The organism is Streptomyces sp. NPDC045701, assembly GCF_056432045.1.
In genome coordinates, this window is record NZ_JBWKJV010000007.1 from 222373 (window position 1) to 235922 (window position 13550).

Consider the following 13550-nt stretch of genomic DNA (forward strand, 5'->3'; position numbering starts at 1 on the left):
ACTTCCCCCCTACGCGGTCTGCAGATAATGGTCGAGCACGCGAATGCCGAAGTGCAGCGCCTCGACCGGTACGCGCTCGTCGACGCCGTGGAACAGCGCCTGGTAGTCGAAGCCGATGGGCAGCCTGAGCGGCGCGAAGCCGTAGCCGGTGATGCCGAGCCGGGCGAAGTGCTTGGCATCGGTGCCGCCGGACATGCAGAACGGCACGACGTGGGCGTCGGGCTCGAAGTGCTCCAGCGCGGCGCGCAGTTTGGCGTACGTCGGCGAGTCGACGGGTGCCTGGAGGGCGATCTCCTGGTGCTGGAACTCCCACTGGACGTCCGGTCCGGTGAGCATGTCCATGGTTTCGGCGAACTCCAGGTCGGCGCCGGGCAGGACGCGCCCGTCGATGTGGGCGGTGGCGGTGCCCGGGATCACGTTGACCTTGTATCCGGCGTGCAGCATGGTCGGGTTGCTGCTGTTGCGGATCGTCGGTTCGACCAGGGCCGCCGCCCGGCCGAGCTTCGCCAGCAGGGCGTCGGCGTCGAAGTCGGCCGCGTCGAGGTCGGGCCGGAGGCCGTGGAGCGCGGCCAGTTCCGTGAGGGCGGCGCGCACGGTCGGGGTGAGCCGTACCGGCCACCGGTGCTCGCCGATGCGGGAGACGGCCGCGGCGATGCGGCTGACCGCGTTCTCCCGGTTGACCTTCGAGCCGTGGCCCGCCCTGCCCTCGGCGGTCAGCTTGAGCCAGGCGGTGCCCCGCTCCCCCGCCCCGATCGGGTAGATCTCCAGGTCCGGTCCGGCGTGGAAGGTGTAGGCGCCGGACTCCCCGATGCCTTCCGTGCAGCCCTCGAAGAGGTCCCGGTGGTGGCGCACCAGGTAGCCGGCTCCGTCGGCTGCGCTGGCCTCCTCGTCGGCGGTGTAGGCGAGGACGATGTCGCGCCGGGGCCGGATGCCGTGGCGGGCCCATTCACGGACGACCGCGAGGATCATCGCGTCCGTGTTCTTCATGTCGACGGCGCCCCGGCCCCACACCAGCCCGTCGCGCACCTCCCCGGAGAAGGGGTGCACCGCCCAGTCGGCGGGGTCGGCCGGCACCACGTCGAGGTGGCCGTGGACGAGCAGCGCGTCGGCGGACGGGTCGGTGCCCTCGATGCGCGCGACCACGTTGGTACGGCCGGGGGTGCGTTCGAGCATCACCGGTTCCAGCCCGGCCTCGGCAAGCCGTTCGGCCACGTACTCGGCGGCGGGCCGCTCCTTGCAGTCGCCGCTGCCGTGGTTGGTGGTGTCGATGCGGATGAGCTCGGAGGTGAAGGTGACCACCTCGTCGAGCGCCTGCGAGTCCGTGTCGAACGGTGCCGTGACGTCAGCCATACTGCTCCTCCACTGCGGCCGAGACGATCGTGGTGACCGCCTTGAAGGCGCGAATGGCCTCGTACATCGTCTCGCTGGTGTACGCGACGCGCCGTTCGCCGCTGTTCGCCACGCCCGGTACGACGGTGGCGGCTGCCGCGAGGTGCTCCGCGTCGAACTCCAGCTCCACGGTGAACGGTCCGCCGCGCACCGGTTCGTACCGTACGGCGAGAGCGGTCGCGTCCTTGGCTGCGGCGCGGATGTCGGCGGCCGTCCGGGTGGGGGTGCGGCACACCGCCGCGTACCGGGAGACGTGGTCCTTGACGGCCACCTTGCGGGCCTCCGGCGCGTAGGAGAGGGCGTCCTCGCAGGTCAGGTCGTCGCCGGTGACGAGGATGACGGGGACGCCGTACTCGGCGACGACGTGGGCGTTGAGCATGCCCTCGCTCGCCCGTACCCCGTTGAGCCAGACGCCGGTGATGGAGTTGGCGAGGTAGGTGTGGGCGAGGACCCCTTCGCTGCCGGCGCCGGTGTGGTAACCGACGAACGCGATGCCGTCGACGTCACCGTGCTGGACGCCCTCCACCATGGAGAGGGACTTGTGGCGGCCGGTGATCATCTCGGCGCGCTCGTCGAGCTGTTCGAGCAGGAGGTTGCGCATGGTCCAGTGCGCCTCGTTGATGAGGACCTCGTCGGCTCCGCCGTCGAAGAAGCCGCGCACGGCCGCGCTCACGTCGGAGGTGAACATGGACCGGCACCGCTCCCACTGGGGAGTGCCGGGCAGCACGTCGGCCGGCCAGGTCACACCGGTGGCGCCTTCCATGTCGGCGCTGACAAGGATCTTCATGCCTCGAAACCGTACGCGGTCCCGCCCCGCCTGCCCAGGCCTGTGGATAACTGTCGGCCGGGCTTGTCGGGCCAGGGGCGGACCCGCGCACCGGCCCACCGGCTCCGCGCCGTGCACGCGCCGTCCGTACGCCTCACGCGCTCCCGCCGCGCTCCCCCGCGCGCCCCTCACGCTACGACGCGCCCCCGGCGAGGTCAGCCGGTGAGCGGCACGGGGCCGGTCGCCAGCCGGTCGAGGAGCTGGTCCCTGTGCAGTTCCGCCACGGGGGCGAGCAGATCCGGGTGGCGCAGCAGCGCGGCGGCCCGCCGGTCGCGCTCGTCGGGATCCACCAGCCGCCGGAACTCGACGGGCGCGCCCGCCGTGTACACGGAGCCGCCGAGCGCCTCCGCGGCCGCCGCGGCCAGCTCGGGCGCGCCGAGCAGGGCCGCGGCCCAGCTCGCGACGACCTCGTCCACCCAGGTACGCCAGGCCTCGGCGTCGTCGTCGCTCCCGGCCGCGTCGGCGGCGTCGGCGCCCGTGACACCGTCGAGCCGCCCGGAGCCACCCGGCCCGGCCACGGCGACCAGCGCCGCGTCCATGGCCGTCGGATAGCGCAGCCACGCGGCGACCGTGACGGCCTGCCGTGCCTGCGCCTCGGCGAGGGCGGTGTCGAGTGCGCCGCCCCCGGCCGGATAGGCGCGGGTGAGCCACTGCGCGGTCGCCGCTATGAGCGGGGAGAGCGAGAAATCTGCGGGCACGGCTGGTCCATCCGGATTCACGGGGCGCTGGGCGGAGGCAAAACGTACCCCCCGATCGCGGGGACGGAAATGACGCAGCTCACGCGCCTCCACGACGCGACGACGGGCCGCGGCAGGGAGTCCTGACGGCCGGGCGCCCGGGCCCGCCCCCGGCGACCCCGCGCGGTGGAATCCGGACCGCCGTCAGTCGTCGTGTCCCAGCCGCAAATCGCGCTCGGCACCACCGCCTCCCGCCACCTGCAGCACGGTGGCCACCGGCGGGTAACCGGCCGCGATCACGGTGTACTCGCCGGACGGGAGGTCCACGAAGCGGAACGTGCCGTCCGGGCCCGTGGCGAGCGTGTCGATGACGTTCCCGGCGGTGTCGAGCAGCGTCACGCGCGCGTCCTCCACGGGCCTGCCGTCCGGTGCCCGTACCGTCCCGCGCAGCACGGCACCGCCGGCCAGCTCGATGTCCTGCCGGGTCTCGTGGGACGTCTGGACGCTCACCGGCAGCGCGGCGGGCCGGAACACGGGCGCGCTCGCGGCGAGGGTGTACTCCCCCGCCACCGGCGCGGGCAGGACATAAGCTCCGTCCCGACCGGTGCGGGTGCTCGCCACGACCTCCCCGCGTACGTCGGTGAGGGTCACCGTCGCGTCGCGCACGGCGGTGCCGTCGGCGGTGCGCACGGTCCCGGCGAGCCGGCCGGCGCCGCCGAGGACCACGTCGATCCCGACCGGCCGGTCGTCGACGGTGACGGGGACGGCCTGGGGCCGGTGGCCGCCCGCCGCGGCGATCAGCGTGTACGAACCGGCGCCGGGCGCGCCGAGCGCGTACCGGCCGTCCTCGCCGCTCGCCCCGAGCCCCGCCTGCTGCCCGTGCGCGTCGACGAGGGTCAGGGTGGCACCCGGTACGCCGGTGCCGTCCTGCCGCCGTACGGTGCCGCCGACCGGCACGCCCGCGTGGAGCCCCGTGGACGCCGTGCCCGACGCGGTCCGCGACGCCGCGCGGGGCGGGGGCACAGCGAGCGCGTCCATGGCGACCGGCGGCTTCTCCTTGAGGAGGAAGGCGAGAAGCAGGCCCAGGCCCAGGACCGGCACCAAGTGGAGGAAGGTCCGCGGCATGGTCTCGGCGTACGCCTCCGTGTACGCGTCTCGCAGGGCGGGCGGCAGGTTTTCCAGGAGCCTGGGGGTGAGCGCCCAGGGGCCGGGCAGGTCGCCGGCGGCTCCGCCGGCCGGGAGCCGGCCGCCGAGTTCGTGGTCGAGGCGGCGGGCGAGGAGGGCGCCGATGGCGGCCGTGCCGAGGCACCCGACGAGCAGCCGGAGGTGGGTGTGGGCGCCGGTGGCGGTGGAGAGGCGGGCGGGCGGGGCGGCGTTCTGGACGGCGAGGACGACGGCGGGCAGGACCAGGCCGATGCCCACGCCGAGCACGGCCTGCCAGACGCTGTGGGTCAGGCGCGGCGTGTCGGGCTCCAGCCGGGACAGCAGCCACATGCCGACGACCGACACGGCCCCGCCGAGCACCGGATGGACCGTGTGCCGACCGGTGCGGCTGATGAGATGCCCGGACAGCAGCGACGCGACGACGCCGCCGGCCGCCAGCGGCAGCATCAGCACCCCGGCCTCGGCGGCGTCCGCGCCCCTGGTCAGCCGGAAGAAGGCGGGCAGGCAGTCGGCGGCGACGAAGAGCGCGACACCCGCGATGGTGCCGACGAGACCGCCGACCACGAAGGTGGGGTCCTTCAGCAGCCCTGGCGGGACGATCGGCCGGGCCGCGTGGTTCTCCACGACGATGAACAGCAGGAGGGAGCCCGCCGCGCCGCAGACCAGCCCCAGGACGGTGCGGGAGTTCCAGGCGTACTGGGTGCCGCCCCAGTCGGCGAGCAGGACCAGGAAGGTGGACGCGGCCGCGAGGAGGACCGCGCCCAGGACGTCCGGGCGTCGCCCGGCACGGGACCCGGGGGCCTCGACGGACTCGGCGGGCTCGGCGGGCGCCCGCCGGGGCAGGGCCGTGCCGACGAGGATCAGCGCGACCAGGCCGAGGGGGACGGCGCCCCAGAAGCACCACCGCCAGGAGACGTACGCGGTGACGAGCCCGCCGAGCAGCGGGCCGGCCAATGAGGCGAGACCGAGGGCGGCGCCGATGGCGCCCATGAACCGTCCCCGCCGGCGGACGGACACGAGGTCGGCGGCGATCGCCTGCGCGCCGGCCAGCAGGCCGCCGGCGCCGACCCCCTGGACGGCGCGGAAGGCGATGAGCTGGTCCATGGAGCGCGACCAGCCCGCCAGTGCCGAACCGGCGAGGAACACGACGAGGGCTGCCAGGAAGAGCCCCTTGCGCCCGCGGAGGTCGCCGAGCCTGCCGTGGACGGGGAGGGTGACGGCGGCGGCGAGGAGGTAGGCGGTGGCGGGCCAGGCCGTCCGGCCGGGCAGCGGACCGGGCGCGTGGAGCCCGGCGGCGATCGCCGGGAGGGCGGTGGCGGTGACCAGTTGCTGGAGTACGGCGAGCAGCAGGGCCAGGACGAGCCCGCAGAGGACGAGGCGTACACGCGCGCGGCCGGGCGGAACGGCGGCGGGGAGGAGTGGTTCGCGGTCCGGGGGGCCGGCGGTCGCCGTGGCGCCGGGCCTCCGGCCGGACGCGCTCGGGGTACCGGGCGGGGCGACGGTGTCCCAGGGCTCGGCGGCGGGACCCGGCCCCTGGCCCGCCGTCCGGCCGGCGTCGGCGCGCTCGGCCTGTCGCGGGCCGGCCGCCCCGGACGGCCGGGGATCCGTCCCGTCGCCGCGCCGCGCGCCGGCAACCAGGAAACCGGCCTCCGGTGCGCCGTGGGCGTCCCGCCCCCGGGCGGCCGCTCCGGGCCACCCGCGGGCGGGCGGTGTGCCGTCGTTCGCCAGCGTGCTCCCACCCACGAACCTGCTCCCCTCGGTCGCGCCTACGCGGCGCGCCATTCTTCGCATTGCGTGCCGAGGGGGAGCAAGCAGGGCATTACGGGGTCAGGAGGGTGGGCGAGCGGTCGGCACCCGGCGCGCCGCGGCGCTCATCAGGCGCTTTCCCCCGGTGCGGCGCGCGCGTGGCGTGCGCGGGCACCGGGGATGGCGACCGGAAGTCCACCCGAACCGGTGACCATGGCGCGGCACCCCGGGGCAGCCGCGTCCTACTTCTCGACCTCGGCGGCGAGGTTGGCGAGCAGCTGGTCGTAGATGCGGCCGAGCCCCTTGGGTGCGAACGTCTTCTCGAAGAAGCCGCCGATGCCGCCCGCGCCGTTCCACACGGTGGTGACGACGGCCTTCGCCCTGCCCTCTCCGGCCGGGGTGACGGTCCAGGTGGTGACCATGGAGGAGTTGCGGTCCTTCTCGACGAGCCGGCCGTCGCTCGGCTCGGTGACCTCCAGCAGGCAGTCGCGGACGCGCTTGCTGGTGGCCTGGAGCTTCCAGTGGACCAGGGTGCCCTCGCCGTCGCCGCCCTCGCGCACCTCGTACTCGCTGAAGTGCTCGGGCAGGAGCTTCTGGCGGGTCTCCTTGTAGTCGGCCAGCGCGTCGAACACCGTCTCCGCGTCCGCCGCGATGACCCGCTCCGTCGTGGCCTCGACCTGCGCCATGCCATGTCCTCCAGCACTCGTTCCAATGGGGAGGCACCAGCCAACCACCTGCGCGGTGGGCGCCCAAATTCGGGGTGAGCACGGCAGAGGCGATCATGGGAACACATGTTCTATTGTGGGGGCGGTACCGACCGAGGAGGCGTCCATGCGCTGGGACAACCTGAGCGAGACCCCCACCGGGGACTCCGCGCTGTTCGGGACGGACGCCGTGGTCACGCGTACGTTCGACACCCCGGAGTTCCGGGGGATCACCTTCCACGAGGTACGGGCCCGGTCCATCGTCAACCGGGTCCCCGGCGCCTCGCGCATGCCGTTCGAGTGGACGGTGAACCCCTACCGGGGCTGCACGCACGCGTGCGTCTACTGCTTCGCCCGCAAGACGCACAGTTACCTGGACCTCGACACCGGCCTCGGGTTCGACTCGCAGATCGTGGTGAAGACCAACGCGCCGGAGCTCCTGCGCAAGCAGCTCGCCTCCCCCCGCTGGCAGGGCGCGCACATCGCGATGGGCACCAACGTGGACTGCTACCAGCGGGCCGAGGGCCGGTACGAGCTGATGCCCGGCATCATCGCCGCGCTGCGCGACCACGCGAACCCCTTCTCGATCCTGACCAAGGGGACGCTGATCCTCCGGGACCTCGACCTGCTGCTCCAGGCGGCCCGGGTCACCGACGTCGGCATCTCCGTCTCCGTCGGCTTCACCGACCGCGAGCTGTGGCGGACCGTCGAGCCCGGCACTCCCGCCCCCGAGCGCCGCCTCGACGTCGTACGCACCCTGACCGACCACGGCATCGGCTGCGGCGTACTGATGGCCCCCGTGATCCCCTTCCTCGGCGACCACCCCGACCAGCTGCGCGCCACCGTGCGCGCGATAGCGGCGTCCGGGGCGACGTCGGTGACCCCGCTCGCGCTGCACCTGCGGCCGGGGGCCCGCGAATGGTTCATGGAGTGGCTGAACGGGCACCACCCGCACCTGGTGCGGCGCTACGAGCGGCTCTACGCGGAGGGCGCCTACGCCCCGAAGTGGTACCAGCGCCGGATCACCCGTCAGGTGCACGAGCTCGCCGACGAGTTCGGCATCGGCCCCGCGCGGCGGGGCGCCTCCCGGCGCCTCACGCCGCCGCCCGGCGAGCCCGGGCGGCCGCGGCAGCAGCCCCAGGAGCCGCGACCGCAGCCGTCGGAGCCGGGACCCACGCAACTCACCCTCCTCTGATCGGGTCAAGTCCGCCCTCGGCGTGCCCTTCCGGGCCGGAATGCGGGGACGAATCCGCCGGGGGGCGTGTTCCCCCGCAGCCCATCGTTCCGCTCGCTCGGGAGGCCCGTATGCAAAGACGTGCAGGAGTGCTGATCGCCGCCGGGGCGCTGATGGCGGGCGCGGTCACCGCCGTGCCGTCGGCGGCGGAGCCCGCCGTCGAGGAGCGGGCCGGCCCCCTCGCGTGGACGGCGTGCGCCACCAAGCAGTACCCGAGGCTGCAGTGCGCGACGGTACGGGTGCCGCTGGACCACGGCGACCCCGGCGGCGAGCGGATCACCCTCGCCCTCTCCCGGGTCCCGCACACCGCCCGGACCTACCAGGGTCCCCTCCTCGTCAACCCGGGAGGCCCCGGCGCGAGCGGGCGCACGATGGCCGGGTTCGTGGCGGCCTCGCTGCCGGCGAAGGTGGCCGCGCAGTACGACGTCATCGGCTTCGACCCGCGCGGTGTGGGCGCGAGCAGGCCGGCGCTCGACTGCGAGCCGGGCCACTCCACCCCCGTACGGCCGGACTCCGTGCCGCGCGACCAGCGGGACGAGCGGGTCAACCTGGCCAGGGCCGCGTCGTTCGCCAAGGCGTGCGGCGACAAGTACGGCGGCCTGCTGAAGCACATGAGCACGGTGAACGCGGCCCGCGACCTCGACGTCGTCCGCCAGGCCCTCGGCGCTCGGCGGATCAACTACTTCGGGTACTCGTACGGCACCTATCTCGGCACCGTCTACGCCAAGCTGTTCCCGCAGCGTCTGCGGCGCGTGGTGCTGGACTCCGTGGTCGATCCGCACGGCGTCTGGTACGACCTCAACATGGCCCAGGACGTGGCCTTCGACGCCCGCCACAAGGCGTTCCTGGCATGGGTGGCCAAGCACCACGCGACGTACCGGCTGGGCAGCGACCCGGCGAAGGTCGAGGCGCGCTGGTACGCGGTGCGGGAGGCGCTGCGCAAGAAGCCGGCCGGCCGGAAGGTGGGCCCGGCCGAACTGGAGGACACCTTCCTGCCGGGCGGGTACTTCAACGGCTTCTGGCCCATGCTCGGCGAGGCCTTCTCCGCGTACGTCAACGACAAGGACCCGGAGCCCCTCGTCGCGGCGTACCGGACGCTGGCGTCCCCGGACGCGGCGGACGACAACAGCTACTCGGTCTACGCGGCCGTGCAGTGCCGCGACGCGCGCTGGCCCAAGGACTGGGGCGTCTGGCACCGGGACAACTGGGCGGTGCACGCCAAGGCGCCGTTCTCCACCTGGAACAACGCCTGGTACAACGCGCCGTGCGCCTTCTGGCCGGTCGCGTCCCTGTCGGCGCCGGACCTGTCGAACGACGCCCTGCCCCCGGTGCTGCTGTTCCAGGCGACGGAGGACGCCGCCACTCCGTACGCGGGCGGCGTCGCCGTCCACCGGCAGCTGCGGGGCTCCAGCCTGGTCGTCGAGCGGGGCGGCGGCAACCACGCGATCACGCTGGGCGGCAACGCCTGCCTGGACCGGCACCTGGCGCGGTACCTGGAGACGGGGCACGTTCCCCGGGGCCAGGCCGGGTCGGAGGCGGACGCGGTCTGCGCGGCGACGCCCGATCCGCGGCCGGCCGGGCGGGCGGGTGCCGCCGGGCCCGCGGGCCGGACCGGCGGCGCGGCGCTGCACGGGCTGCTGGGCCACGGGGGCTGACGGCCGGTTGTCAGTGGCGTGCGCGAGGATGAGGCGCATGAGCACCCACCTCTCCCATGGGCACGCCCCGACGGAGTCGCCCCCGGTTCCGGTTACAGCCATGTCGTCTGGGGAAGCGGCCGGTTCATCGCGATATCCGGCCAGTGCGCCGTCGACGCGGACGGCCGGGTGGTGGGCGAGGGGGACCCGGGCGTCCAGGCCCGCCGGGTCTTCGACAACCCGCGGCGGTGCCTGGCCGCGGCGGGCGCCGGTTTCGGCGACGTGGTCAAGCTGACGTACTTCGTCACGGACGTCGCCCACCTGCCGGCGGTGCGGGCCGCCGGGGACGAGGTGATCGACACGGCGCGTCCGCCGGCCGGCTCGGCGGTCCAGGTGTCGGCGTTGTTCCGGCCCGAAGTGCTCGTGGAGACCGAGGCGTTCGCCGTCCTCCCGGAGGGACCCCGCCCATGACGGAGACCGTCCGGGTGCGGGACATGGTGGCGGACGACTGCGTGGCCGTCGCCGAAATCCGGGTGCGCGGCTGGTGGTTCGCCTACGAGGGCCTGGTTCCGGCGTGGTACCTGCGGGCGATGAGCGTCGAGGCGGACGCGGAGGCCCGGCGCAAGCACTTCGCCGGGGACAGTGTCCGCGCCGTCCACCTGGTGGCGGAGCGCGCCGGTTCGGTGGTCGGCTGGGCCTGCTACGGGCCGTACCGGAACGGGGCGACGACCACGGGCGAGGGTGAACTGTTCGCGCTGTACGCGCGGCCGGACCAGGTGTCGACCGGCGTGGGGCGCGCTCTCATGGACGAGGTGGCGGCCCGCGCGGCGGCCGAGCGCTACCCGGCGCTGCGGTTGTGGGTGCTGAGGGACAACGCCCGCGCGCGGCGCTTCTACGAGAAGGCCGGTTTCCTGCCGGACGGCCTTGAGGAGCCCTGGCGCGTGGCGGGCGTCACGCTGTCGGAGCTCCGTTACGGCCGCCGGCTGTCCCCCTGAGAGTCCGGGCGGGAGCCGGTCAGGCGGGCGGGGCGGTACGCGGGGGCAGGCGCCGCAGGGCGGCCACGGCCGCCGCGGAGAGCCGGGGGTGGGCGCAGGCGGCTTCGAGGACCGGGCGGGCGCGGGGGTCGCCGAGGGCGCCGAGCCCTTCCGCGCAGGCCACGCCGACCCGCCAGTAGGGGTCGCCGGCCGCCAGGCGGCGCTCCAGGACGGTGACGAGCGCCGGTACGGACTCCGGGGCGCGCAGTTCGGCGAGCAGCCGGACGGGCAGCAGGGCGTAGGCCACGCGCAGCTCGTTGGTGGCCAGTGCGGCCGCCGCCCTCGGCGTGCGTGGATCGCCCAGCCGGGCCAGGGCGTACGCGGCGGACACGCAGCGCTCCGGGTCCCGGTGGTTGAGAAGCAGGACCAGCGCCTCGAAGGCGCGCCGGTCACCGGCGAGGCCGAGCCGGAACGCCGCGATCTCCCGCGCCCACAGCGGCCGGCCGGGCCGGGTGAGGACGGCGGCGAGCTCGTCCGGGTCCCGGACGCCCATCAGCCGTTCGTATTCGGGCGACCCGCCGGCCTCCTCGCCCAGCCGGTGCGCGAGCGACCTCAGTTCCTCGTCGTCCCCGTCCCTGGCGCCGGCTCCGACCCCGTTCCCGTCCCTGGCGCCGACCCCGGCCGCCGCGCCGGCTCCCCGCCCGGCGCGGTCCGCCGCACCCGGAGTGTCCCCGCCGCGTCCGCCGGCCCGCGCACCACGGCCGCCCCGCGCGCCCCCGCCCGCTCCCCGCGCCGCCCCGCCGCCGGTCCGCCCCACGCCCCGCGCGCCCCGCGCGCCACGCCCGCCCGCGGGGCTTGCCGCGTCCCTCTCCCCCGGGCCGGCCGGCCCGCCCGCCGGACGCGGCGTCTCCACCGCCCCCTCCGGGTGCGTGGCGTCCACGGGCTCCGTGGCGTCCTGCGCGTCCGTGCCCCTCATGGCGTCCATGGGTGTCAGTATCGGGCGCCACCGCGATCCACATCACACATTCGACCCACTTCCCAGGACTGGCGCGCTCGTTACCCGCCGGTTAACCTCATGTGAGCGGGCCACACCCGCACCCCTCACGGCGGCCTGGTGACGCAGCCGCCGCGAGTGCCTTGTCGGTTCGGCACCTTGTACGGCGTGACTCCGGGACAGAGTCGGCCGGTTCTCCTCACCGCGACAGCACGGCTGCGCGGCACCGCCGCGCACGATCCGCACGCATCCGGCGTACACCGTCTCTCCGGTCGTACCTCCGCGCGCGCCCCTCATCAGTCGTCACTCATCCCTGGAGTCCCGTGATGGACACCCCTCTCTCCACCATTGCCGTCGTCGGCCTCGGCACGATGGGCACAGGTATCGCCGAGGTCCTGGCCCGGGCCGGGCGCGAGGTCATCGGCATCGACATCAGCGAGGCCGCCGCGGCCCGCGCGGCGACCGCCCTGGAGGCCGCCACCGCCCGTTCCGTGGCGCGGGAGCGGATCACCGAGGAGGAGCGACGGGACATCCTCGCCCGGTTCCGCGCCTTCTCCGACCTCCAGGCGGCGGCCGACGCCGACCTCGTGATCGAGGTCGTGCCCGAGTCGTACGAGGTCAAGCAGCAGGTGTTCCGGGCGCTGGACTCCATCGTCCGCCCGGACACGATCATCGCCACCGGCACCAACGCCCTGTCGGTGACCCGGCTGGCCGCCGACTCCGCCCGCCCGGAGCGCGTGCTCGGGCTGCACTTCTTCAACCCCGCCCCGGCGATGAAGCTCGTCGAGGTGGTCTCCTCGGTGCTGACCTCGCCCCAGGCCGTCGCGGCGGTCACCGACCTCGCACAGCAGCTCGGCAAGGAGCCCGTCTCGGTCGGCGACCGGCCCGGTTTCGTCGCCGACGGCCTGTTGTTCGGCTACCTGAACCAGGCGGCCGCGATGTACGAGGCCAAGTACGCCTCCCGCGAGGACATCGACGCCGCGATGAAGCTGGGCTGCGGCCTGCCGATGGGTCCGCTGGCCCTGCTGGACCTGATCGGCATCGACACCGCCCGTACCGTCCTGGACGCGATGTACGCCGAGTCCCGCGACCGGCTGCACGCCCCCGCGCCGATCCTGAAGCAGCTCAGCGAGGCGGGCCTGACCGGCCGCAAGTCCGGGCGCGGCTTCTACACGTACGAGGCGCCCGGCAGCGGCGTGGTGGTGCGCGACGCGCTGACCCCGCTGGAGACCGCCACCACGGGCGCGTCCCGTGAGGTCCGCTCGGTGGGTGTGGCCGGCTCGGGCACCATGGCGAGCGGCATCGCGGAGGTCTTCGCGAAGGCCGGGTACGACGTGGTGCTCGCGGCCCGCTCCGCCGAGAAGGCGGAGACGGCCAAGGCGCGGATCGCCAAGTCCCTCGCCCGCTCGGTGGACAAGGGGCGGATGACCGCCGATGCGCGGGAGGAGGCGCTGGCCCGGGTGACGCCGGCCGGTTCGCTGGACGCGTTCGCCGAGGTGGACCTGGCGGTCGAGGCCGTCGCCGAGGACCTGGAGGTCAAGCAGCAGCTGTTCGCGACCCTGGACAAGGTCTGCAAGCCGGGCGCGGTGCTGGCCACCACGACCTCCTCGCTGCCCGTCGTCGCCTGCGCCCGCGCCACCTCGCGCCCGCAGGACGTGATCGGGATGCACTTCTTCAACCCGGCGCCGGCCATGAAGCTGGTCGAGGTGGTGCGCACGGTCCTGACCGGCGACGACGTGCACGCCACCGTCCGCGAGGTCACCGCGAGGATCCGCAAGCACCCGGTGGACTGCGGCGACCGGGCCGGTTTCATCGTGAACGCGCTGCTGTTCCCGTACCTGAACAACGCGATCAAGATGGTCGAGCAGCACTACGCGTCGCTCGACGACATCGACACCGCGATGAAGCTGGGCGGCGGCTACCCGATGGGGCCCTTCGAGCTCCTGGACGTCGTCGGGCTGGACGTGTCGCTGGCCATCGAGCGGGTCCTGCACCGGGAGTTCCGCGACCCGGGCCTGGCTCCGGCCCCCCTTCTGGAGCACCTGGTGGCGGCGGGCTGCCTCGGCCGGAAGACGGGGCGTGGCTTCCGCGAATATGCCCGGCGCTGAGCCGTACGGGGAGTGGGGAGGGTTGCTCGACCGGGCCGGCGGCCCGGCGGGCGACCCCTCCCCACAGGCGCGGCCTCCCGCACGGATGCAGTACGTTCAG

General features: G+C 74.5%; 11 protein-coding genes. 5 read left to right on the forward strand and 6 right to left on the reverse strand.

Annotated features, from left to right (window positions below):
* Positions 1-9: 9 nt before the first annotated feature.
* The 5 genes from AC07DW_RS11615 to AC07DW_RS11635 form a co-directional block, all read right to left on the reverse strand.
* Positions 10-1350, reverse strand: coding sequence for a M20/M25/M40 family metallo-hydrolase (locus tag AC07DW_RS11615; protein WP_478857443.1), 1341 nt, complete (start codon positions 1348-1350; stop codon positions 10-12).
* A complete protein-coding gene (locus AC07DW_RS11620; protein WP_478857444.1) occupies positions 1343-2176 on the reverse strand; it encodes a M55 family metallopeptidase in 834 nt (277 codons plus the stop codon). Before AC07DW_RS11620 ends, AC07DW_RS11615 begins: the two co-directional genes overlap by 8 nt.
* 194 nt (positions 2177-2370) lie before the next feature.
* On the reverse strand, positions 2371-2913 hold the full coding sequence (locus AC07DW_RS11625) for a hypothetical protein (protein ID WP_478857445.1): 543 nt from the start codon (positions 2911-2913) through the stop codon (positions 2371-2373).
* A gap of 183 nt (positions 2914-3096) precedes the next feature.
* Entirely contained in the window at positions 3097-5799 is a 2703-nt protein-coding gene (locus AC07DW_RS11630) for an MFS transporter (RefSeq protein WP_478857446.1), read from the reverse strand.
* 245 nt (positions 5800-6044) lie between these two features.
* Positions 6045-6488, reverse strand: coding sequence for an SRPBCC family protein (locus AC07DW_RS11635; protein ID WP_478857447.1), 444 nt, complete (start codon positions 6486-6488; stop codon positions 6045-6047).
* A gap of 145 nt (positions 6489-6633) precedes the next feature.
* On the opposite strand from AC07DW_RS11635, the gene AC07DW_RS11640 reads away from it, so the two are divergent.
* The 4 genes from AC07DW_RS11640 (at position 6634) to AC07DW_RS11655 (ending at position 10369) form a co-directional block, all read left to right on the forward strand.
* The gene (locus AC07DW_RS11640) at positions 6634-7701 is read left to right on the forward strand and encodes an Rv2578c family radical SAM protein (RefSeq protein ID WP_478857448.1); all 1068 of its coding nucleotides are present in this window, start codon (positions 6634-6636) and stop codon (positions 7699-7701) included.
* 110 nt (positions 7702-7811) lie between these two features.
* Positions 7812-9395, forward strand: coding sequence for an alpha/beta hydrolase (locus AC07DW_RS11645; RefSeq protein ID WP_478857449.1), 1584 nt, complete (start codon positions 7812-7814; stop codon positions 9393-9395).
* Between the two features lie 18 nt (positions 9396-9413).
* On the forward strand, positions 9414-9845 hold the full coding sequence (locus AC07DW_RS11650) for a RidA family protein (protein ID WP_478857450.1): 432 nt from the start codon (positions 9414-9416) through the stop codon (positions 9843-9845).
* The gene (locus AC07DW_RS11655; RefSeq protein ID WP_478857451.1) at positions 9842-10369 is read left to right on the forward strand and encodes an N-acetyltransferase family protein; all 528 of its coding nucleotides are present in this window, start codon (positions 9842-9844) and stop codon (positions 10367-10369) included. Before AC07DW_RS11650 ends, AC07DW_RS11655 begins: the two co-directional genes overlap by 4 nt.
* Positions 10370-10388: 19 nt before the next feature.
* On the opposite strand, the gene AC07DW_RS11660 is transcribed toward AC07DW_RS11655, so the two are convergent.
* Positions 10389-10964: a HEAT repeat domain-containing protein gene (locus AC07DW_RS11660; RefSeq protein WP_478857493.1), complete on the reverse strand. Its 576-nt coding sequence runs from the start codon at positions 10962-10964 to the stop codon at positions 10389-10391.
* Positions 10965-11668: 704 nt separating this feature from the next.
* On the opposite strand from AC07DW_RS11660, the gene AC07DW_RS11665 reads away from it, so the two are divergent.
* Positions 11669-13450, forward strand: coding sequence for a 3-hydroxyacyl-CoA dehydrogenase family protein (locus AC07DW_RS11665; protein ID WP_478857452.1), 1782 nt, complete (start codon positions 11669-11671; stop codon positions 13448-13450).
* The last annotated feature ends 100 nt before the right edge of the window (positions 13451-13550 follow it).

Bases quoted from the DNA above. Each gene is read 5' to 3' on its own strand.
- AC07DW_RS11615 (WP_478857443.1), bottom strand. From the start codon at position 1,350: ATGGCTGACGTCACGGCACCGTTCGACACGGACTCGCAGGCGCTCGAC.
- AC07DW_RS11620 (WP_478857444.1), bottom strand. From the start codon at position 2,176: ATGAAGATCCTTGTCAGCGCCGACATGGAAGGCGCCACCGGTGTGACC.
- AC07DW_RS11635 (WP_478857447.1), bottom strand. From the start codon at position 6,488: ATGGCGCAGGTCGAGGCCACGACGGAGCGGGTCATCGCGGCGGACGCG.
- AC07DW_RS11640 (WP_478857448.1), top strand. From the start codon at position 6,634: ATGCGCTGGGACAACCTGAGCGAGACCCCCACCGGGGACTCCGCGCTG.
- AC07DW_RS11645 (WP_478857449.1), top strand. From the start codon at position 7,812: ATGCAAAGACGTGCAGGAGTGCTGATCGCCGCCGGGGCGCTGATGGCG.
- AC07DW_RS11655 (WP_478857451.1), top strand. From the start codon at position 9,842: ATGACGGAGACCGTCCGGGTGCGGGACATGGTGGCGGACGACTGCGTG.
- AC07DW_RS11665 (WP_478857452.1), top strand. From the start codon at position 11,669: ATGGACACCCCTCTCTCCACCATTGCCGTCGTCGGCCTCGGCACGATG.